This window comes from Agromyces mediolanus (genome assembly GCF_044917495.1).
GTDB classification, from domain to species: domain Bacteria; phylum Actinomycetota; class Actinomycetes; order Actinomycetales; family Microbacteriaceae; genus Agromyces; species Agromyces mediolanus_B.
In genome coordinates, this window is record NZ_JAVSSI010000012.1 from 1 (window position 1) to 20,862 (window position 20,862).

The 20,862-nt window shown below is 72.1% G+C and carries 20 protein-coding genes; 13 read left to right on the forward strand and 7 right to left on the reverse strand.

Annotation, left to right across the window (positions count from 1 at the left end; translation table 11 throughout):
• Positions 1 to 194: 194 nt before the first annotated feature.
• The gene (locus tag ROT00_RS15140; protein WP_404775863.1) at positions 195 to 1,832 is read right to left on the reverse strand and encodes a solute symporter family protein; all 1,638 of its coding nucleotides are present in this window, start codon (positions 1,830 to 1,832) and stop codon (positions 195 to 197) included.
• Complete coding sequence (locus ROT00_RS15145) at positions 1,829 to 2,206, reverse strand: DUF485 domain-containing protein (protein ID WP_404775864.1); 378 nt, start codon at positions 2,204 to 2,206, stop codon at positions 1,829 to 1,831. The genes ROT00_RS15140 and ROT00_RS15145 overlap by 4 nt, the downstream gene beginning before the upstream one ends.
• 196 nt (positions 2,207 to 2,402) lie before the next feature.
• Between ROT00_RS15145 and ROT00_RS15150 the strand changes: the two genes are divergently transcribed.
• From ROT00_RS15150 to ROT00_RS15165, 4 genes are all read left to right on the forward strand, one after another.
• Positions 2,403 to 3,614, forward strand: a complete 1,212-nt coding sequence (locus ROT00_RS15150) for a sensor histidine kinase (protein ID WP_404775865.1) — start codon at positions 2,403 to 2,405, stop codon at positions 3,612 to 3,614.
• Positions 3,611 to 4,342, forward strand: coding sequence for a LytR/AlgR family response regulator transcription factor (locus ROT00_RS15155; protein ID WP_404775866.1), 732 nt, complete (start codon positions 3,611 to 3,613; stop codon positions 4,340 to 4,342). The genes ROT00_RS15150 and ROT00_RS15155 overlap by 4 nt, the downstream gene beginning before the upstream one ends.
• Positions 4,343 to 4,419: 77 nt before the next feature.
• Positions 4,420 to 4,782 carry a DUF485 domain-containing protein gene (locus ROT00_RS15160; RefSeq protein ID WP_404775867.1) on the forward strand — a complete coding sequence of 121 codons (363 nt, stop codon included), beginning with the start codon at positions 4,420 to 4,422 and terminating at the stop codon, positions 4,780 to 4,782.
• Complete coding sequence (locus ROT00_RS15165; protein WP_404775868.1) at positions 4,779 to 6,266, forward strand: sodium/solute symporter; 1,488 nt, start codon at positions 4,779 to 4,781, stop codon at positions 6,264 to 6,266. Before ROT00_RS15160 ends, ROT00_RS15165 begins: the two co-directional genes overlap by 4 nt.
• Before the next feature lie 38 nt (positions 6,267 to 6,304).
• Here ROT00_RS15165 and ROT00_RS15170 read toward each other — a convergent pair whose 3' ends face one another.
• The gene (locus ROT00_RS15170) at positions 6,305 to 6,940 is read right to left on the reverse strand and encodes a TetR/AcrR family transcriptional regulator (RefSeq protein ID WP_404775869.1); all 636 of its coding nucleotides are present in this window, start codon (positions 6,938 to 6,940) and stop codon (positions 6,305 to 6,307) included.
• Between the two features lie 249 nt (positions 6,941 to 7,189).
• Here ROT00_RS15170 and ROT00_RS15175 point away from each other — a divergent pair, with 249 nt between their 5' ends.
• The 7 genes from ROT00_RS15175 (at position 7,190) to ROT00_RS15205 (ending at position 15,866) form a co-directional block, all read left to right on the forward strand.
• Positions 7,190 to 8,848, forward strand: coding sequence for an ABC transporter substrate-binding protein (locus ROT00_RS15175; RefSeq protein ID WP_404775870.1), 1,659 nt, complete (start codon positions 7,190 to 7,192; stop codon positions 8,846 to 8,848).
• 61 nt (positions 8,849 to 8,909) lie between these two features.
• Positions 8,910 to 9,791, forward strand: a complete 882-nt coding sequence (locus ROT00_RS15180) for an ABC transporter ATP-binding protein (protein WP_404775871.1) — start codon at positions 8,910 to 8,912, stop codon at positions 9,789 to 9,791.
• Entirely contained in the window at positions 9,788 to 10,594 is an 807-nt protein-coding gene (locus tag ROT00_RS15185; protein WP_404775872.1) for an ABC transporter ATP-binding protein, read from the forward strand. Before ROT00_RS15180 ends, ROT00_RS15185 begins: the two co-directional genes overlap by 4 nt.
• The gene (locus ROT00_RS15190; protein ID WP_404775873.1) at positions 10,591 to 11,574 is read left to right on the forward strand and encodes an ABC transporter permease; all 984 of its coding nucleotides are present in this window, start codon (positions 10,591 to 10,593) and stop codon (positions 11,572 to 11,574) included. Before ROT00_RS15185 ends, ROT00_RS15190 begins: the two co-directional genes overlap by 4 nt.
• A gap of 1 nt (position 11,575) precedes the next feature.
• The gene (locus ROT00_RS15195) at positions 11,576 to 12,718 is read left to right on the forward strand and encodes an ABC transporter permease (protein ID WP_404775874.1); all 1,143 of its coding nucleotides are present in this window, start codon (positions 11,576 to 11,578) and stop codon (positions 12,716 to 12,718) included.
• A gap of 50 nt (positions 12,719 to 12,768) precedes the next feature.
• Complete coding sequence (locus ROT00_RS15200) at positions 12,769 to 15,057, forward strand: exo-beta-d-1,3/1,6-glucosidase (protein WP_404775958.1); 2,289 nt, start codon at positions 12,769 to 12,771, stop codon at positions 15,055 to 15,057.
• A gap of 68 nt (positions 15,058 to 15,125) precedes the next feature.
• Complete coding sequence (locus ROT00_RS15205) at positions 15,126 to 15,866, forward strand: TSUP family transporter (protein WP_404775875.1); 741 nt, start codon at positions 15,126 to 15,128, stop codon at positions 15,864 to 15,866.
• Between the two features lie 14 nt (positions 15,867 to 15,880).
• Here the strand turns inward: ROT00_RS15205 and ROT00_RS15210 are convergent, their stop codons facing one another.
• A complete protein-coding gene (locus tag ROT00_RS15210; protein ID WP_404775876.1) occupies positions 15,881 to 16,528 on the reverse strand; it encodes a GNAT family N-acetyltransferase in 648 nt (215 codons plus the stop codon).
• Positions 16,529 to 16,643: 115 nt separating this feature from the next.
• Between ROT00_RS15210 and ROT00_RS15215 the strand changes: the two genes are divergently transcribed.
• The gene (locus ROT00_RS15215) at positions 16,644 to 16,862 is read left to right on the forward strand and encodes an antitoxin (RefSeq protein WP_404775877.1); all 219 of its coding nucleotides are present in this window, start codon (positions 16,644 to 16,646) and stop codon (positions 16,860 to 16,862) included.
• Positions 16,863 to 16,943: 81 nt separating this feature from the next.
• Here the strand turns inward: ROT00_RS15215 and ROT00_RS15220 are convergent, their stop codons facing one another.
• On the reverse strand, positions 16,944 to 18,230 hold the full coding sequence (locus tag ROT00_RS15220; RefSeq protein WP_404775878.1) for an adenylosuccinate synthase: 1,287 nt from the start codon (positions 18,228 to 18,230) through the stop codon (positions 16,944 to 16,946).
• Position 18,231: 1 nt separating this feature from the next.
• Entirely contained in the window at positions 18,232 to 18,708 is a 477-nt protein-coding gene (locus tag ROT00_RS15225) for a DUF3151 family protein (RefSeq protein WP_404775879.1), read from the reverse strand.
• 95 nt (positions 18,709 to 18,803) lie between these two features.
• On the opposite strand from ROT00_RS15225, the gene argG reads away from it, so the two are divergent.
• Positions 18,804 to 20,228 carry an argininosuccinate synthase gene (gene argG / locus ROT00_RS15230; RefSeq protein WP_251203135.1) on the forward strand — a complete coding sequence of 475 codons (1,425 nt, stop codon included), beginning with the start codon at positions 18,804 to 18,806 and terminating at the stop codon, positions 20,226 to 20,228.
• Between the two features lie 144 nt (positions 20,229 to 20,372).
• Here argG and ROT00_RS15235 read toward each other — a convergent pair whose 3' ends face one another.
• Positions 20,373 to 20,711, reverse strand: coding sequence for a hypothetical protein (locus ROT00_RS15235; protein ID WP_404775880.1), 339 nt, complete (start codon positions 20,709 to 20,711; stop codon positions 20,373 to 20,375).
• Between the last annotated feature and the right edge of the window lie 151 nt (positions 20,712 to 20,862).

Below are 20,862 nucleotides of genomic sequence, written 5' to 3' on the forward strand. Positions count from 1 at the left end.
TTTTATATATTAGAGAGAAAATTTTTTTAAAAATTTTTTTAATAAAAATTCACCACCACCACGCGCATCAGAACCCCGGGCGCCCGGCCGCGCCGGGGGGCGGGGTGTGGGGTGGGCGGGGCGCCCGGGGGGGGGGGGGCCCCCCCCGCCAAGGGGGGGCCCGGCCGCCCCCCCCCCCCGCGCCGCCGGGCCGACTAGTGCTCGCTCGCCTTCTCGGCGCCGACGCCCGTGAGCGAGCGCACCTCCATCTCCGACTGCTTCGCCGGGTCCTCGGTGCCGCGGTCGAGCACCGTGCCGAGCCAGCCCAGGAAGAACGCCAGCGGGATCGAGACGATGCCCGGGTTCGACAGCGGGAAGAAGGCGAAGTCGATCGCGTCGGTCTTCAGCATCGAGGTCTCCGAGCCGGACACGACCGGGGAGAAGGCGATCAGCAGGATGGCGGAGGCGAGGCCGCCGTACATGCTCCACAGTGCGCCCTTCGTGGAGAAGCGCTTCCAGTAGAGCGAGTACACGATCGTCGGCAGGTTCGCCGAGGCGGCCACCGCGAAGGCGAGCGCGACGAGGAACGCGACGTTCTGCCCGTTGGCGCCGATGCCGCCGATGATCGCGACGATGCCGATGATCACCACCGTGCGCCGGGCGACCTTCACCTCGGCGCCCGCCTCCGGCTTGCCCTTCTTCACGACGGAGGCGTAGATGTCGTGCGCGAAGGACGCCGCCGCCGTGATCGTGAGCCCCGCGACCACCGCGAGGATCGTCGCGAACGCGATCGCCGAGATCAGGCCGAGCAGCAGCGGTCCGCCGAGCGAGAAGGCGAGCAGCGGCGCGGCGGAGTTCGGCCCGCCGGGCGCGGCGGCGATGACGGCCGGCCCGACGAGCGCCGCGGCGCCGTAGCCGAGCACGAGCGTGAACACGTAGAAGATGCCGATCAGCCAGATCGCCCAGACGACCGACTTGCGGGCCTCCTTCGCCGTCGGCACCGTGTAGAAGCGCATGAGCACGTGCGGCAGGGCGGCGGTGCCGAGCACGAGCGCGAGCCCGAGCGAGAGGAAGTCGACCTTCGAGAGGTCGGAGACCCCGTACTTCAGGCCCGGGTCGAGGATGGCCGGGTTCTCGGCGACGGCGACGGCCTGGTCGAGCAGCGCCGAGAAGTCGAAGCCGTTGATCGCGAGCACCCAGACCGTCATCACGCCGGCGCCCGCGATGAGCAGCACCGCCTTGATGATCTGCACCCAGGTGGTGCCCTTCATGCCGCCGACGAGCACGTAGAGGATCATCAGCGCGCCGACGACCGTGATCACGAGCGACTGGCCGAGGGTGTCGCTGATGCCGAGGAGGAGCGACACGAGCCCGCCGGCACCGGCCATCTGCGCGAGCAGGTAGAAGAAGCAGACGACGAGCGTGGTGAGGGCCGCGGCGATCCGCACGGGCTTCTGCTTCAGCCGGAACGACAGCACGTCGGCCATCGTGAACCGGCCGGTGTTGCGGAGCAGTTCGGCCACGAGCAGGAGTGCGACGAGCCACGCGACGAGGAAGCCGATCGAGTAGAGGAAGCCGTCGTAGCCGGTCATCGCGATCGCGCCGACGATGCCGAGGAACGACGCCGCCGAGAGGTAGTCGCCCGCGATCGCCGAGCCGTTCTGCCCGCCCGTGAAGGAGCGGCCGGCGGCGTAGTAGTCGGCGGCGGTCTTGTTGTTCCGGCTGGCGCGGAACACGATCACCATCGTGATCGCGACGAAGGCGCCGAAGATCGCGATGTTGAGCCAGGGCTCGCCGGGCGCGCTCGCGGCGGGTTCGGCGGCCTGCACGAGGCCGAGGGCGGCGGCGCTCATCGCGACACCTCCGTGTTCGAGGCATCCGCGAGCTCCGCCTCGAGCTCCTCGCGGATCTCGCCCGCGAGCGGGTCGAGCCGCCGGTTGGCGAAGCTCACGTACCAGGTGGTGACCGCGAAGGTGGTGACCACCTGCGCGAGGCCGAGCAGCATGGCGACGTTCACGCTGCCGAACACCGGCGTGGACATGAAGTCGTGCGCATAGCTGGCGAGCAGCACGTAGGCGAGGTACCAGACGAGGCAGGCGGCCAGCACGGGGAACACGAACCCGCGCTGGCGCCTCCTCAACCGCTGGAACCGCTCCGACTGCTGGACCGCGCGGTAGTCGACGATGGGACGGTTCGTCGCCTCCGCGCTCAGGGCGTCGTTGCCCATGGCGTCTCCTTCGAGGTCGTCGGTGCGACATCGCACCGTGCGGCCCCCGGATGCCAGAGGCTGCGGGCCGCGGTGCCGACCATGCTGCCGTCGGCGCCGCCGCGCCGGGGGCGCCCGCCGCTCGTCGTCGCCGAGCGGTGCCGATCGTGCGACGAGCGGCGGCCGGCCGCGATGAACGATCGCTACGCTGGCCTGCATGCCCGAGTCCCTGGTGGTGGCCGCGGCGGCCGGCGTCGTCGCCGGTGCGCTCGCCGTCGGGCTCGTCGTGCTGCTGCGCCGCCTCGTCGTCTCCTCGAAGGAGCTCGGCACCGAAGCCGAGCGCGCCACCTACCAGACCCTGCACCTCGCCTCGCGGGCGGCCGCGCATCTCCGCGGCGGCGTCGGCGTCGAGGACGCCCGGCGCGCGGGCCGGCACCTGAAGGCGCTCCTCGGCTGCGACAGCCTCGCCATCGTCGACCCGAACGGCGTCGTCGCGCTCGAGGGCGACGAGGCGCTCCGCGAGACCGCGGCCGAGCTCGCCGCCGCGGCGCACGAGTCCGGCAAGCCGCAGGTGCAGCGGCGGGTGCCGCGGCCCGGCCGGGCCGGGCAGGGCGCCCGGGAGACGGATGCCGTCGCCGCCCCGATCCTCGTCGGCCGCCGCCCGGTCGGGGCGATCGTCGCGTTCGCGGCGCCGGTGCGCGCGGGCCTCGTCCGCGCGACGGCGGAGGTGGCCGACTGGGTCGCCGCCCAGGTCGAGCTGGGCGAGCTGGATGCCTCGCGCACCGCCCTCGCCGAGGCGGAGGTGCGGGCCCTCCGGGCTCAGATCAGCCCCCACTTCATCTACAACTCGCTGAACGCGATCGCCTCGTTCATCAACACCGACCCCGCCGAGGCGCGCGAGCTCGTGCTGGAGTTCGCCGACTTCACGCGGTACTCGTTCCGCCGGCACGGCGAGTTCACGACGGTCGCCGACGAGCTCGGCTCGATCGACAGCTACCTGCGGCTGGAGCGCGCGCGCTTCGGCGAACGGCTGCGGGTCACGCTGCAGATCGCGCCCGAGGTGCTCGGCGCGGTCGTGCCGTTCCTGTCGATCCAGCCGCTCGTGGAGAACGCGGTGCGGCACGGCCTCGAGGCGAAGGAGGGCGGCGGGCGCATCACGATCACCGCGGAGGACTCGGGCGCGTACGCGGAGATCAGCGTCGAGGACGACGGCGTCGGCTTCGACCCGGAGCTCATCCGAGAGGTGCTCGCCGGCGGCCAGGGCGGGGCGCACGTCGGCCTGCGGAACGTCGACGCCCGCCTCCGCCAGGTCTACGGCGACGAGCACGGGCTCGTCGTCGAGACGGCCCCGGGCGCCGGTACCCTCGTGCGCATGCGCGTGCCGAAGACGGCGCCGCCGCCCGAGCGGGATGGGAGACTCGAACCGTGATCTCCGTCCTCATCGCCGACGATGAGCAGCCCGCGATCGACGAGCTGGCGTTCCTGCTCGGGCAGGATCCGCGCGTCGGCGTCATCCACCAGGCCTCCTCCGGTGCGGAGGCGGTGCGGCTGCTCACGCGCGAGCCGGTCGACGCGGCGTTCCTCGACATCCACATGCCCGGCCTCTCCGGGTTCGACCTAGCCCGCGCGCTGCAGCGCTTCGAGCGCCGGCCCGCGCTCGTCTTCGTCACCGCCGACGAGGAGGGCGCGCTCGAGGCCTTCGACCTCGCCGCCGTCGACTACCTGCTGAAACCGGTCCGCGCCGAGCGCCTGCAGCGCTCGGTGGGACGGATCGTCGACTCGCTGCGGCCGCAGGTTCAGGACGCCTCTGCGGCGGGCGAGATGATCGCCGTGCCGCTCGGCGGGACGACGCGGATGATCCGCCGCGACGAGGTGCGCTACGTGCAGGCCCAGGGCGATTACGCCCGGCTGCACACCGAGGGCGCGAACCACCTCGTGCGGGTGCCGATCTCCGACCTCGAGAAGCAGTGGTCCGACGCGGGCTTCGTCCGGGTGCACCGCTCGTACCTCGTCGCCCTCGCGCACGTCTCGCGGATCCGGCTCGGCTCCGACCACCCGGCCGTCATCGTCGGCGACGTGGAGCTGCCGGTCAGCCGGCGGATGCTGCCGGGCCTGCGCGACCGGCTCGCGCAGTCGACCGTGCGGCCCCGGCCGTGAGCGAGCCGACTCGGCGCCCTTCGACGGGCTCAGGGAACCAGGGCCCTTCGACGGGCTCAGGGAACCAGCCGGCCCGCGTGCGCGTCACCGCGGCCGGCTCGCCCCGCCCCGCGGCGCCCCGAGCCGGCCTCGACCTGGGCCGCCGCCGCGAGGCGCCGACGAGCGACATCCGCGGCGTCTACGTGCGCTCGCTGATCCGCTCGCAGCTGCGGCTCGGCCTCGTGTTCGCGGGCGGCTTCTGCGTCGCGACGGCGCTGTTCGTCGCCGCGATCGTGCTGGTGCCCGGCCTCGACGCGCAGCACGTCGCCGGAGTGCCGGTCTCGTGGCTGCTCCTCGCGTTCGGCCTGTACCCGCTCGTCATCACCGTCGGCGTGCTGTACGCGCGGGCGGCGGCGCGCAACGAGGCCCGGTTCCGCCAGCTCGCCGAGGAGGAGCCGTGAACCCGGCCACGGGGTACGCCGCGATCGCGGTGGTGTCGCTCGCCTCCGCCCTGATCGGCTTCTACGGGCTGCGCGTCTCGCGTACGACGGGCGACTTCTACGTCGCGAGCCGCACGGTGCGGCCGTGGTGGAACGCCTCCGCGATCGGCGGGGAGTACCTCTCGGCGGCGTCGTTCCTCGGCGTCGCGGGCCTCGTGCTGCTGAGCGGCTCCGCGGGGTTCTGGTTCCCGATCGGCTACACCGCCGGGTACCTGATGCTGCTGCTGTTCGTCGCGGCCCCGCTCCGCCGGAGCGGGGCGTACACGATCCCCGACTTCACCGCCGCGAGGCTCGAGTCGCGCTGGGTGCGCCGGGTGACGAGCACCCTCGTCATCCTCGTCGGCTGGTTCTACATCGTGCCGCAGCTGCAGGGCGCCGCGCTCACCGTGCGGATCACGACCGGGCTGCCGCCGTGGGCGGGCTCGCTCGCGGTCGCGGTGATCGTCGCCGTGGTCGTCGTCGCAGGCGGGATGCGCTCGATCACCTTCGTGCAGGCGTTCCAGTTCTGGCTGAAGCTCACGGCGCTCGCGGTCCCCGTCGTCGCCCTGCTTATCGTGGTCGCGGGCGGCGTGCCGGGGATCGAGGCGCGCGCGGCGCTCGCCCCGGCGCAGGCGTTCCCGGTCGAGGCCGGGCCGCACGGGCTCGACGTCTACCGCACGGTCTCGCTCATGGTCGCGCTCCTGTTCGGCACGCTGGGGCTGCCGCACGTGCTCGTGCGCTTCTACACGAACCCGGATGGCGCGGCCGCCCGCCGCACGACGGTGATCGTGCTCGCCCTGCTGTCGGTGTTCTACGTCTTCCCGACCGTGTTCGGCCTCCTCGGCCGCGCCTTCGCGCCGGAGCTCGCGGAGAGCGGGCGGGCCGACGCGCTCGTGCTGCTGCTGCCGGGCCTCCTCGTGCCCGGTCTCTGGGGGGAGCTGCTCACGGCGCTCGTGATCGGCGGGGCGTTCGCGGCGTTCCTCTCGACGACGTCGGGGCTGGTGGTGTCGCTCGCGGGCGTGGTGAGCCAGGATCTGCTCGGCGGCAGCGTGCGGGGCTTCCGCATCGCGGCGGTGCTCTCGACGCTCGTGCCGCTCGGGGTGGCCCTCGTGACGGAATCGGCCGGCCTCGCGGGCAGCGTCGGGCTCGTGTTCGCGTTCACGGCCTCGACGCTCTGCCCGGTGCTGCTCCTCGGCATCTGGTGGCGGGGGCTGACGGCGCGCGGGGCGATCGCGGGCATGGTGACGGGCGCCCTCCTCTCCGGCGGGGCCGTCCTCGCGAGCGCGGCCGGCGCGACCGCCGCGGCTCCCGCGTGGCTGCGCCCGCTCGTCGAGCAGCCGGCGGCGTGGACGGTGCCGCTCGCGGTCGCGGTGATCGTGCTCGTCTCGCTCGCGGACCGCCGGCGGATGCCTCGGAGCGCCGACGCGTTCCTCGCCCGCCTGCACGTGCCCGAGCGCCTGCGCTGAGCACGGCAGACGGGCCTCGCATCGCCCCCGGCGCGGCCTCAGCCGGCGATCGGCGAGGGCCGGGGGTCGAGCACGGCGGAGACGATCGCGTCGATCGCGAACTCCGTCGCCTCGGCGAGCTCGACGGCCTCGGGCGCGTGCAGCCACTGCACCTGGAGGCCGTCCATGACGGCGATGATGGCGTTCGCCGCGTGCGCGACGGTCTCTGGCGCGGTGACCCCGCGCTCGGCGCAGACGACCCCGAAGGCCTCGATGACCTCGCCCCGGAGCACCCGGTAGCGCTCGGCGAAGTACGCCTGCGCCGGGTGCGCGTCGGTGACCGACTCGCCGGAGAGCACGACGAACGCCTGCACGATGCCGGCGCGCTGCGCGTTCGCGAAGGCCGTGCGCACGAGGTGCCGGAACAGCTCGATCCCCCCGGGGATGTGCTGTTCCTCCAGGTCGGCGACGTCCGACTGGTCGCGGTAGGTGAGGACCTCCATGAGCAGTTGGTCCTTCGAGCCGAAGTGGTGCAGGATTCCGGCGTGGGTCATCCCGACCTGCTCGGCGATCTCGGCCAGCGTGCCGTTGGTGAAGCCCTTGTTGCCGAACACCTCCATGGCGGCGTGCACGATCTCGCGGCGCTTCGCGAGCGTCTCCGGGCGCGAGCGCGGTCGCTTCACCGTGTCCGACACGCTGCCCCCCTCTCCACGACCTTCCGACCGGTAAGTCTATGCCGATCGCCGCGGACTTCCGGGCGATCCAGCCCGATGCATCCGATTCCGTTTGCAATTTGCTGACTTGTCAGTAAGGTAAATCCCGAGCACCGCGAAGCTGCGACAGCGACGTCCGCATCCGCCCCCTCAGGGCGAGTCGGCGCGCGTCGCGCAGAGATGATCACATCCGATCCGGCTGAAGCCGGACCGACCCCTGAGGAGACAGCAGTGAGGCTGAAGTCCGCAATGGTGGCCGCGAGCGTCGCCGCCGCGCTCGTGCTGACCGGTTGCACGAGCGGCAATTCCAACGAGGGGGCCCCCGAGTCCGGGGCCGCCCTCACGATCGCGAAGCCAGACGGCCCGATCACCACCGAGGTCAACAACCCCTGGGTCAGCGACGCCTCGGCGATGCGGCTCGGCTACGCGAACGCGATCTTCGAGCCCCTCGGCATCGTGAACCTGCTCGACCCGACCGCCGACGTCGTGCCGTGGCTCGCGTCCGAGATCTCCTGGTCGGACGACTACCGCGAGGTCCGGCTCACCGCCCGCGAGGGCGTCAAGTGGAGCGACGGCGAGGACTTCACCGCCGACGACATCGGCTTCACCTTCCAGCTGATGAAGGACAACCCCGCCCTCGACACCACCGCGCTCGGCATCGCCGACGTGGCCGTCGACGGTGACGTCGCGACCATCAGCTTCACGAACCCCATGTTCGTGAAGCAGGACAAGGTGCTGCACAAGCTCATCGTCCCCGAGCACATCTGGAAGGACGTCGCCGACCCGACCACCTTCACGAACGAGGATCCGGTCGGCACCGGCCCCTACGTGCTCTCCGACTTCAACACCCAGGCCGTCGAGCTCACCGCGCGCGACGACTACTGGGGCGGCGAGCTCGCCGTGCCGACGCTCTACTACGTCTCGTACGCCGACAACACCGCGCTCACCACGGCCCTCGCCAACGGCGACGCCGACTGGGCGCAGGCGTTCATCCCGAACGTGCAGTCGGCCTTCATCGACAAGGACGCGGAGCACAACGTCTACTGGGCGGCCGCCGGTCTCGGCATCGACACGATGTTCGTGAACACCACCACGAAGCCGTTCGACGACGTCGCGTTCCGCCAGGCCGTGAACCTCGTCATCGACCGCCAGAAGCACCAGGAGATCGCCCGCGAGGGCGGCGTGCCCGAGCTCACGAGCGTCACCGGCCTGCCGACGCCGGCCGGCGACGCCTACATCGCCGACGAGTTCCAGGGCGAGGACCTCTCGGTCGACGTCGACGCCGCGAAGAAGGTGCTCTCCGACGCCGGCTACACCTGGGACGGCGAGACCCTCATCGATCCCGACGGCGAGGCCGTGACCTTCACCCTCTCCGTCCCGCAGGGCTGGAACGACTACGTCACCGGCATCAGCCTGATCTCCGACTCCGTCAAGGAGCTCGGCGTCGCGGCCGCCGTCGACACCCCGGACGCCGACACCTGGTGGGCCGCCAAGCAGGAGGGCGACTTCCAGGCCGTGCTCCACTGGACCGACTCGGGCATGACGCCGTACGACCTCTACGGCGACCAGATGGACGGCCGCTTCCTGAAGCCGATCGGCGAGGCCGCCGACTTCAACTTCGGCCGCTTCGACAACCCGGAGGCCACCGCCGCGCTCGCCGAGTACATGAGCGCCACCGACGACGCCACGCGCGCCGCCGCCCTCGAGACGGTGCAGCGCATCTACGTCGAGCAGGTGCCCGCGATGCCGATCGGCACCCGCCCCTTCATCGGCCAGTACAACACGCGCAACTACGTGGGATGGCCCGGCGAGGACGACCCGTACGTCAACGCCGACCCGACCCAGCCGACCGCGGTCTACATCCTGACCAAGCTGCAGCCGGCCGACTGATCCACCTCGCGGGAGCCGGGCCGGCACGGCCCGGCTCCCGCACTGCGCAGAGACTCGACACATGACCGACGACGTACTGCTCCGCATCACCGACTTCAGCGTCACCTACGAGGTCGACCCGCCCGTCGAGGCCGTCCGCGAGGTGAGCCTCGAGCTCCGCCGCGGCGAGATCCTCGGCCTCGCCGGCGAGTCCGGCTGCGGCAAGACCACCCTCGCCTACGGCGTGCAGCGGCTGCTGAAGCCGCCGGCCGTCATCACCGGCGGCGAGGTCGTCTTCCACGACGCCTCCGGCGAGGACGTGACCATCTCCCGCCTCGACGCCGACGAGATGCGGCGCTTCCGCTGGAACAAGGCCTCGATGGTGTTCCAGGGCGCGATGAACGCACTGAACCCCGTCACCACCGTCGGCCGTCAGCTCGACGACGTCTTCACGACCCACCGCCCCGAGCTCGGGCGCGCCGAGCGGGTCCGGGCGAGCGGCGACCTCCTCGACCTCGTCGGCGTCGGCCGGGCGCGGCTGAAGTCCTACGCCCACGAGCTCTCGGGCGGTATGCGCCAGCGCGTCATGATCGCCATGGCGCTCGCCCTGCGTCCGCAGCTCATGATCATGGACGAGCCGACGACGGCGCTCGACGTGCTCGTGCAGCGCGACATCCTGCGCCAGATCTCGGCGCTCCGGCACGAGTTCGGCTTCTCCGTCGTCTTCATCACCCACGACCTCCCGCTCCTCCTCGAGATCTCCGACCGCATCGCGGTCATGCGCGAGGGGCGGATCGTCGAGCTCGACACCGCCGAGGCCATCTACCGCCGGCCGCAGCACGAGTACACCCGCACGCTGCTGCGCTCCTTCCCGAGCCTCACCGGCGACCGCGGCGACTTCGTCCGGGCGGCGGGCAGCGCCCCGCTCACGACGTCCACCGAGTCCCAGGAGGTGGGGCGATGACCGTCCTCGAGTTCCGCGACGTCACGAAGCGCTACCGCGTGCGCGGCGCCGGCCACATGCTCGCGCTCGACGGCGTCGGCTTCGAGGTGCGCAGCGGCCGCACCCTCGCCCTCGTCGGCCAGAGCGGCAGCGGCAAGTCCACGATCGCGAAGATCATCACCCAGTTGGAGCGGCAGACCTCCGGGCAGGTGCTGCTCGACGGGAAGCCGATCCCCCGCTCCGGCCGCGCGCTGCGCCGCTACCGGCAGCAGGTGCGGATGGTGTTCCAGGATCCCTTCGCCTCGCTGAACCCCTACCACACGATCCGCCATCACCTCGAGCGGCCGCTGCGGCTCGACCGTGTCGTCCCGCGTGCGGAGCTCGACGCCGAGGTGCGCCGCCTGCTCGCGCGCGTCCGCCTCGACCCGGACCGCACGATCGACCGCAGACCGCACGAGCTGTCCGGCGGCCAGCGCCAGCGCGTCGCCATCGCCCGCGCGCTCGCCTCCCGGCCGAGCCTCCTCGTCGCCGACGAGCCCGTCTCGATGCTCGACGTCTCGATCCGCCTCGGCGTGCTGAACCTCCTCGCCGAGCTGCAGCGCGAGTCGGAGCTCGGCGTGCTCTACATCACCCACGACCTCGCGACAGCCCGACACTTCAGCGACGAGATCATGGTGCTGAACCAGGGCCGCGTCGTCGAGCACGGCCCCGCCGACGACGTCATCCTGCGCCCGGAGCAGGACTACACCCGTGCCCTGCGGGACGCCTCCCCCGATCCCGACCGCCACTTCGCGGTCCCCGGCGCCGAAGGAGCCCGCCCGTGAGATTCGTCGGCCGACGCGTCGTCTTCTACCTGTTCACCGCCTGGGCGGCGATCACGATCAACTTCTTCCTGCCGCGGATGATGAAGGGCGACCCCATCTCGGCGTACCTGCAGAAGAACCAGGGCAAGATCAGCCCCGAGGCCGCCGACGCGCTGCGCACCCTCTTCGGCCTCGACAGCGGCAAGAGCCTCTGGGAGCAGTACCTCGACTACTGGCGGCTGCTCTTCAGCGGCGACCTGGGCCGCTCCTTCTCGCACGGCCTCGCCCCCGTCACCGAGGTGATCGCCTCGGCGCTGCCGTGGACGATCGGCCTCGTCGGCATCGCCACGATCATCTCCTTCCTCCTCGGCACCACCGTCGGCGCGATCATCGGCTGGCGGCGCGGCCGCGCCTCCGACGCGGTCATCCCGGTCGCCACGTTCTTCTCGACCGTGCCGTACTTCTGGATGGGGCTCATCGCGATCGCGATCTTCTCGACCGCGCTCGGCTGGTTCCCCGCCTCCCACGCCTACGCGAAGGGCTTGCGGCCCGGCTTCTCCGCCGAGTTCATCGGCAGCGTGATCTACCACGGCACGCTGCCGGCGCTCACGATCGTCGTCGCGTCGCTCGGCGGCTGGATCCTCGGCATGCGCAACATGATGATCACGGTGCTCGACGAGGACTACGTCACCGTCGCGCAGGCGAAGGGCCTGCCGAACGCGAAGGTCGTGCGCGACTACGCCGCGCGCAACGCCATGCTGCCGCAGCTGTCGAGCTTCGCGCTCGCCCTCGGCTTCATCGTCGGCGGCACCCTCGTCATGGAGCTCGTCTTCTCCTATCCCGGCGTCGGCAAGCTGCTGCTCGACGCGACGAACGCGAAGGACTACCCGCTCATGCAGGGGCTCTTCCTCGTGATCACCCTCGCGGTGCTCGCGGCGAACATCCTCGCCGACATCGCGTACGCGATCCTCGACCCGCGCGCCCGCCAGCTGGAGGCCTGAGATGTCCGTCCCCACCACCACCGCCCTCCGCGACTCGGCGCCGCGCGGCTCGCGCCCCGGCACGAACGTCTGGCGGCGCATGAGCGCGTCGTTCTCCATGTTCCGCAACGGCAAGTCGATCACGGGCCTCGCGATCCTCGGCTTCTTCGTGATCCTGGCCGTGTTCAGCGACCTCATCGCGCCGTACGGCCCGCTCGAGAAGGACTACTCGGCGCTGAAGCAGCCGCCCTCGGCGGCGCACTGGCTCGGCACCACCCACATGGGCGAGGACGTGTTCAGTCAGATCGTCTACGGCACCCGCGGCGTGCTGCTCGTCGGCTTCCTCGCGGGCATCATCGCGACCGTCATCGCCATCGCGATCGGCGTCACCGCGGGCATGGTGTCGGGCTGGCGCAGCGAGTCGCTCTCGGCGCTCACGAACGTCTTCCTCGTGATCCCCGGCCTGCCGCTCATGATCATCATCGCCTCGCAGTACGAGGACCCGAGCCTGTTCCTGATCGCCGGGGTGCTCGCCATCACCGGGTGGGCCTGGGGCGGGCGGGTGCTCAGAGCCCAGACGATGTCGCTCCGCGGGCGGGACTTCGTGCAGGCCGCGCGCGCGAACGGGGAGCCGCTCTGGCGGGTCATCCTCGTGGAGATGCTGCCGAACCTGATGGCGATCGTCGCGTCGAGCTTCGTCGGCACGGTGACCGCGGCCGTGCTCGGACTCACCACGCTCGCGTTCATCGGGGTCATCCCGATCACGAACCTGAACTGGGGCACGATCCTGTTCTGGGCGCAGCAGAACGGGGCGTTCCCCGACTACTGGTGGTGGTACGTCCCCGCCGGCCTCTGCATCGCCCTGCTCGGCACCGCCCTCTCCCTCATCAACTTCGGCATCGACGAGTACGTGAACCCGCGCCTGCGCTCCGCCGGCGAGCGGGCCCGCGCGCTGCGGAAGAAGGGCATCGCGGCGACGAGCGGCGTCACGGCCGTGCTCGCCGAGCCCGCGGTCACGCCGGTGCGGACGAGCGCGCCGGCCGCAGCGGATGCCACGAGCGCGGATGCCGCGGGCGCGGCCGACGCGGATGCCACGGGCGCGGACGCCCCGGACGCCCCGGACGCCCCGCGCGACGCCGCCGACGCGGAAGCCCCGACCCGATGACCAGCACCACCGACCGCGCCCGCCGCGGCAGCGCCACGAGGACCGACGACATGTCACTTCCCCTGCCCTACCAGGACCCCGCCCTGCCCATCCCCGCCCGCGTCGCCGACCTCCTCGGCCGGATGACGGCGGAGGAGAAGGTCGGCCAGATGCTGCAGCTCGACGCGCGCAACGACATCGTCGAGATCGTGCAGCGCCAGCACGCCGGCTCGATCCTGCACGCCTCCCCGGAGCGGCTCGACGAGGCCCACCGGCTGACGGCGGGCACCCGGCTGCGCATCCCGCTCCTCGTCGGCGAGGACTGCATCCACGGTCACTCCTTCTGGGAGGGCGCGACGATCTTCCCGACGCAGCTCGGCATGGCCGCGAGCTGGAACCCGGGACTCGTCGAGGCGGCCGCCCGGATCACCGCGGCCGAGGTCTCGGCGACCGGCATCCACTGGACCTTCTCCCCCGTGCTCTGCATCAGCCGCGACCTGCGCTGGGGCCGGGTCGACGAGACCTTCGGCGAGGACCCGCACCTCATCGGCGAACTCGCCTCGGCGATGGTGCGCGGCTACCAGGGCGAGGGCCTCGACGACCGGCGGGCCATCCTCGCCACGGCGAAGCACTTCGCCGGCTACTCGGAGACGCAGGGCGGCCGGGACGCGAGCGAGGCCGATCTGTCGCGACGGAAGCTCCGCTCGTGGTTCCTGCCGCCGTTCGAGCGGGTCGCCCGCGAGGGCTGCCGCACCTTCATGCTCGGCTACCAGACGACCGACGGCGTGCCGATCACGCTCAACGAGTGGCTCCTCACCGAGGTGCTCCGCGGCGAGTGGGGCTACACCGGCACCCTCGTCACCGACTGGGACAACGTCGGCCGCATGGTCTGGGAGCAGCAGATCCAGCCGGACTACGCGCACGCCTCCGCGGCAGCCGTGCAGGCCGGGAACGACATGATCATGACGACGCCCGGCTTCTACGAGGGCGCGCTCGAGGCGATCGAGCGGGGCCTGCTCGCGGAGTCGGAGCTGGATGCCGCGGTCGCCCGCATCCTGACCCTGAAGTACGAGCTCGGCCTCTTCGAGGACCCGCGCCACCCCGACCGCGAGCGCATCGCGGCGGAGATCGCGACCCCGGGAAACCGCGCCCTGAACCTCGAGCTCACCCGGCGGTCGCTGGTGCTGCTCGAGAACGACGGCCTGCTGCCGCTCGGCGGCGGACTCGCCGCGGACCCCGCCGGGCGCGCGATCGCCCCCGCGGGCTCCGCCGCGCGCCGGATCGCCGTCGTCGGCCCGCTCGCCGACGACGCGCAGACGCAGCTCGGCGACTGGGCGGGCGGCTCGGGGCAGGCGGGATGGCTCGACGGGCAGCCGCGCGAGATGATCTCCACCGTGCTCGACGGCTTCCGCGACGTCGCCCCCGCCGAGTGGACGGTGACCCACGCCCGCGGCGCCGAGGTGCTGAGCCTCGAACCGGACCCGGCCGGGGCGACCTTCCCCGACGGGCAGCCGCGGCCCCCGATCGTGGTGCCGGCCCCGGCCGATGCCGCGCTCATCGCCGAGGCCGTCGCCGTCGCGGAGGAGTCGGACGTCGTGGTGGCCGTCGTCGGCGACGTCATCGAGCTCGTCGGCGAGGGGCGGTCGACCGCGACGCTCGAGCTCATCGGCGGGCAGATCGCCCTCCTCGACGCCCTCGTCGAGACCGGCACCCCCGTCGTCGTCGTGCTGCTCGCCTCGAAGCCGCTCGTGCTGCCGCCGTCGGCGGCCCGCGCCGCCGCGGTCGTCTGGGCGGCCTCCCCGGGCATGGAGGGCGGGCGGGCGATCGCCGAGCTCGCCCTGGGCCTCATCGAGCCGAGCGGACGTCTGCCCATCTCCTTCGCGCGGCATGTCGGCCAGCAGCCCACCTACTACAACCAGATCCGCGGCCAGCACGGCGACCGCTACGCCGACCTCACGCAGTCGCCCGCCTGGGCATTCGGCGAGGGGCGCTCGTACACGAGCGTCGAGTACTCGGGGCTCGCGCTCGAGGCCGACGAGCTCACCGAGGCCGGCACGCTGCGGGCGACGATCGTACTGCGGAACACCGGCGCACGCCCCTGCCGCGAGACCGTGCAGGCCTACGTGAGCGACACCGTCACCTCGGCGAGCTGGGCGGCGAAGGAGCTGAAGGCGTTCCGGCAGCTCGACCTCGCCCCGGGCGAGACCGCGACGGTGACGATCGAGCTGCCCGTCGCGGAGTGCAGCATCGTGAACGCGGCGGGCGAGCGCGTCGTCGAGCCCGGCGGCTTCGAGCTGCTCGTCGGCCCGTCCTCGCGCGAGGAGCGGCTGCTGCGCGCACCGTTCACGGTCCTCGGCTGAGCGCGGGCGCCCGGCGACGGGCCGGGCGCCCCGCCGGGAGGCCGGGCCTCCCCGACTAGGCTGGATCGGTGCTGCTGCCCGTCGCGATCTCCGTCCTCGTCGGCGCGTTCGCACAACGCATCACGGGCATGGGCTTCGCCCTCATCGCCTCGCCGGCCCTCGTCATCCTGCTCGGCCCCTTCGACGGCGTCATCATCGTGAACGTCTGCGCCGTGCTCTCCTCCCTCCTCATCCTGCCGAGGGTGTGGAAGCAGGTGGAGTGGCGCCGCTTCGTCTGGCTCGTCGTGCCCGCGCTCGTCGGTACGCTCTTCGGCACCCTCGCGGCCACGGCCATCCCGGGGCCCTGGCTGCAGCTCGGCATCGGCGCGCTCGTGATCGTCGCCCTCACGGTGACGCTCCTCGTGACCCGCACCGAGCACGTCGTGCACGGCGCGCCGCCCGCGATCCTCGCGGGCGCGGCCTCGGGCTTCATGAACTCCGCCGCCGGCGTCGGCGGGCCGGCGCTCAGCGTCTACGCCGTCGCGAGCCGATGGTCGCAGACGGGGTTCGCGGCGACCGCGCAGGCGTACTTCGTCGCGGTCGGCTCGGCGGCGCTCGCGAGCAAGCTCGCGACGACCGGCTGGCAGCTGCCCGAGCTCGAGCCCGGGGCCTGGCCCTGGGTGATCGCGGCCCTCCTCGTGGGGCTCCTGCTCGGCGAACTGCTGCACGCGCGGATCAGCCACCGGGCGGCCCGCATCGCCGTCATCGCGATCGCCTACCTCGGCGGCGCCGCGGCGCTCGTCGATGGCGCACTGAAGCTGCTCGCCTGAGGAGGCTGCGGCGCTCAGCCCCGGAGCGTCACCGGCCCGTCGCCGATCGCGGCGAGCCGCGCCTCCAGCCCGGCGCGGACCTCGGGCCATTCGTCGACGACGACCGAGTACACCGCGCTGTCGCGCCAGCTGCCGTCGGCCCGCCGCTTGTCGCGGCGCATGACGCCGTCGAGCTTCGCGCCGAGCTTCTCGATCGCGCCGCGGGAGCGGGCGTTCGCGGCATCCGCCTGGATCTTCACCCGGCCGAAGCCGTTCGCGAAGGCGAGGCCGAGCAGCAGGAGCTTCGCCTCGGGGTTCACGGCGGTGCCCCAGACGCGCGGGTCGTAGCCCGTCCAGCCGATGTGCGTCGACTCGTTCGGCAGGTCGAAATCGGCGAGCTTCGTGGCGCCGACGATGCGGCCGTCGTCGGGGCCGCCGATGAGCCGCACCGTGAACGGGCGCTGCGGGGCCCCGCCCGGGGTCTCGCCGTAGTAGCCCGTCGCCCAGCGGTCGAAGGCCGTCCGGCCGTCGGGGAGGCCCGCCGGACCGCCGCCGTAGCCGCCGGCGAACACCTCGGGACGGGCGAGCGCCTCGAAGAGGCCGGCGAGGTCGTCGGGATGCCACGGCGAGAGCCGGATGCGGGTGCCTCGGAGCTCGGCGGGCGGGGGAAGGGTCGCGGTCACGGATCGAGTCTGGCACGGGCCCCGGCGGGGCACGAATGCCCCCTTCCCGCGGGGCGCCGCGTGTGCGACGATGACGGCGAAACCGCCATTCCGAGCGAACACGAGAGGACCGACCATGGGTGCACTGGACGACGCCGCCAAGCAGGCCGGCGACTTCATCAACGAGAACAAGGACAAGATCACCGAAGCCCTGAAGAGCGAGCAGGCCGAGGGCATCAGCGACTCGGTGCTCGACGGCGTCGCGGACTTCGCGAAGAAGGTGACGGGCGGCAAGTTCGACGAGCAGATCGACGGCGCCCGCGACACGGCCGACGGCGCCATCGGCAACGAGTAGGCCGGAGCGACGACGAGGGGCGGATGCCGCGGCATCCGCCCCTCGTCGTGTCCGCCGGGCGCAGCGCGCCCCGCGCTCGTACTAGTCGAGCAGGTCGTGCAGCTGCACGATGGCGTCGCGCTCGGGGCCGACGCCGATCGCCGAGATCCGCGAGCCGCTCATCGCCTCGAGCTCCCGCACGTACGCCTGCGCGTTCGCGGGGAGGTCGGCGAACTCGCGCGCGCCCGAGAGGTCCTCGCTCCAGCCGGGGAACTCCTCGTAGATCGGCTTCGCGTGGTGGAAGTCGGACTGCGACACCGGCACCTCGTCGAAGCGCTCGCCGTCGACGTCGTAGGCGACGCACACCGGGATGCGCTCGATGCCGGTGAGCACGTCGAGCTTCGTCAGCACGAAGTCGGTGACGCCGTTGATGCGCGCCGCGTAGCGGGCGATCGGGGCGTCGTACCAGCCGGTGCGGCGGCGGCGTCCGGTCGTCGTGCCGAACTCGTGGCCGTTCTCGGTGAGGAAGTCGCCCCACTCGTCGAACAGCTCGGTCGGGAACGGGCCGGCGCCGACGCGCGTCGTGTACGCCTTGATGACGGCGATGACGCGGTCGATCTGGTTCGGCGCGATGCCGGAACCCGTGACCGCGCCGCCGGAGGTCGCGTTCGAGGACGTGACGAACGGGTACGTGCCGTGGTCGACGTCGAGCATCGTGGCCTGGCCGCCCTCGAAGAGCACCGTCTCGCCGCGGCCGAGCGCCTGGTGCAGCTCGAGCGCGGTGTCGGTGACCATGGGGCGCAGCCGGTCGACGTAGCCGAGCAGCTCGTCGACGATCTCGTCGACGGCGATCGCGCGGCGGTTGTAGACCTTCACGAGCAGGTGGTTCTTCTGGTCGAGGGCGCCCTCGACCTTCTGCCGCAGGATGTTCTCGTCGAACAGGTCCTGCATGCGGATGCCGACGCGGTTGATCTTGTCGGCGTAGCTCGGCCCGATGCCGCGACCGGTGGTGCCGATCTGCCGCTTGCCGAGGAAGCGCTCGGTCACCTTGTCGAGCGTGCGGTGGTACTGGGTGATGACGTGGGCGTTCGCCGAGACGCGGAGCTTCGAGACATCCACCCCGCGGCTCGCGAGCCCCTCGAGCTCCTCGAACAGCACCTCGATGTCGACCACGACGCCGTTCGCGATGACGGGCGTGACGCCCGGCGTGAGGATGCCCGACGGCAGCAGGTGCAGGGCGTACTTCTCGTCGCCGACGACGACGGTGTGCCCGGCGTTGTTGCCGCCGTTGAACTTCACGACGTAGTCGAGCCGGGAACCGAGGAGGTCGGTGGCCTTCCCCTTGCCTTCATCGCCCCACTGGGCTCCGACGAGTACGACCGCGGGCATATCAGTCCTCTCCTGCCGGCGTCTCCGCCGGGATCACGGTGATGAGCTGGGTCGGGGTGAACTCGCTCGCGATGCGGGCGGGCGCCTCGGAATCGGCGGCCTCGAGCTCTGCGGCGAGCGCGTCGGCGCGCTCGGCCAGGCCGAGGGAGAGGGCGGCCCGGCGCTGCGCGTCGAGCGCGCGCAGGTAGGCGCGGTTGGGCTCCTCGGCCCAGCGCACCGGGTCTCCGGCGGTCCAGCCCGCGGCGACGAGCTGCGCACGGGCGAACTCGACGGATGCCGCGGCGAAGGCGTAGGCCTCGATGGCCCGCCCCTCGGAGTCGGCGAGGTCGGCGAGCTCGGCCCAGGCGAGCGGCGAGGCGGGGTGCTCGGCGACGACGGCCTGGACGGCCCCGCGGTCGCTCGTCGCCAGCGCCTCGCGCACCTCTGGCTCATCGGCGAGTGAGGCCTCGGCCTCCGCCGGCGCTTCGTCAGGAGTCACACTCCACCATATCGCGAGGCCGCCCGGCGGCCCGGGAGGCGCAGGCGGGCGGGCGCGGATGTCACGACCCCTCCGGCGCAAGTAGGCTGGAGGCCATGTCGAAGGTCCTCACCTCCCTGCCCGCCGGCGAGCGCGTCGGCATCGCCTTCTCCGGGGGGCTGGACACCTCGGTCGCCGTCGCCTGGATGCGCGAGAAGGGCGCGGTGCCCTGCACCTACACCGCCGACCTCGGCCAGCCCGACGAGCCGGACGTCGAGGCGGTCCCCGGCCGCGCCCTCGAGTACGGCGCCGAGCTCAGCCGCCTCGTCGACTGCAAGGCCGCCCTCGTCGAGGAGGGCCTCGTGGCGCTCCAGTGCGGCGCCTTCCACATCCGCTCCGGCGGCAAGACGTACTTCAACACGACGCCGCTCGGTCGCGCGGTCACGGGCACGCTGCTCGTCCGCGCGATGATGGAGGACGGCGTCGACATCTGGGGCGACGGCTCCACCTACAAGGGCAACGACATCGAGCGGTTCTACCGCTACGGCCTGATGGCGAACCCCCGCCTGCGCATCTACAAGCCGTGGCTCGACTCGGCCTTCGTCACCGAGCTCGGCGGCCGCCAGGAGATGAGCGAGTGGCTGCTCGAGCGCGAGCTGCCCTACCGGGCGAGCGCCGAGAAGGCGTATTCGACCGATGCGAACATCTGGGGCGCGACCCACGAGGCGAAGGTGCTCGAGGAGCTCTCCGCCGGCATCACCACGGTCGAGCCGATCATGGGCGTGAAGTTCTGGGACGAGTCGGTCGAGATCCCCGCCGAGGACGTCACCGTGCGCTTCGAGCAGGGCCGCCCGGTCGCGATCAACGGCGTCGAGTTCTCGGACGCGGTCGAGCTCGTGCTCGAGGCGAACCGCATCGGCGGCCGCCACGGCCTCGGCATGAGCGACCAGATCGAGAACCGCATCATCGAGGCGAAGTCGCGCGGCATCTACGAGGCGCCGGGCATGGCCCTGCTGCACCTCACGTACGAGCGCCTGCTGAACGCGATCCACAACGAGGACACGATCGCGAACTACCACAACGAGGGCCGCCGCCTCGGCCGGCTCATGTACGAGGGCCGCTGGCTCGACCCGCAGTCGCTCATGCTGCGCGAGTCGATCGTGCGCTGGGTCGCCTCGGCGGTCACCGGCGAGGTCACGGTGCGTCTGCGCCGCGGCGACGACTACACCATCCTGAACACCGAGGGCCCCGCCTTCAGCTACCAGCCCGAGAAGCTCTCGATGGAGCGCGTCGGCGACGCCGCCTTCGGCCCCGAAGACCGCATCGGCCAGCTGACCATGCGCAACCTCGACATCGCCGACTCGCGCAGCCGCCTCGAGCAGTACGCGCACCTCGGCATCGTCGGCGGCTCGACCGCGGCGCTCGTGGGCGATCTGGCGGAGGGCGAGGCGGCCGAGATCGCCGCACCCGCCGACGACGCCGCCTCGGCTGCGACGGATGCCGCGATCGAGGCCGCGGCCTTCGACCTCGGCACCGACTGATCCGCCGCACGGCGCGAGACACGACCGAGCCCGGCACCGTCGCGGTGCCGGGCTCGGTCGTGTGCGCGGCGGTTCGGGCGCCGATGGGACGGCCGACAGTTCGGGCGTCGGGGTGCCGGGCGGCGGTTCGGGCGCCGCGCGGGTCTAGCGCGGGATCTGCCCGCTGCAGCCGTTCAGGGCGAAGAGCGGGTCGCCCCGGCCCTCCATCCAGACGGCGGTGCCGTGATCGTCGTACCAGAAGCCGGGGTAGACGTCTTCTTCGTCCTGGTGCTTCGCGTGCGCCTTGACGACGGCGAGCTTGTCGGTCTCGATGTAGACGAAGGGGTTCTTCGCGCTGTGGGTCGCGTGGCAGTACGGGACCTTGTGGTCGCCGTCCACGGGACTCGAGGCGAACGCCGGTGTCGCGGCCCCCAGGAGGGCGGCCGCGGCGAAGGGCACGGCGGCGAGGACGGCGACGGCGCGCCGAATGCTGCGCTCGGCCATGATGGGCTCCATTCTCGGGTTCGGGCGACCGCGTCATGCGGGTATGCGGTCAGGGTCAGTGAAGCACTGCGCACCCCCGCCAACAAGAGGAATCCTCACCCCCGTTCGGGGTGCGCCGCGCCGGACCCGGACGGGCGCGCGGCGAAGGCCT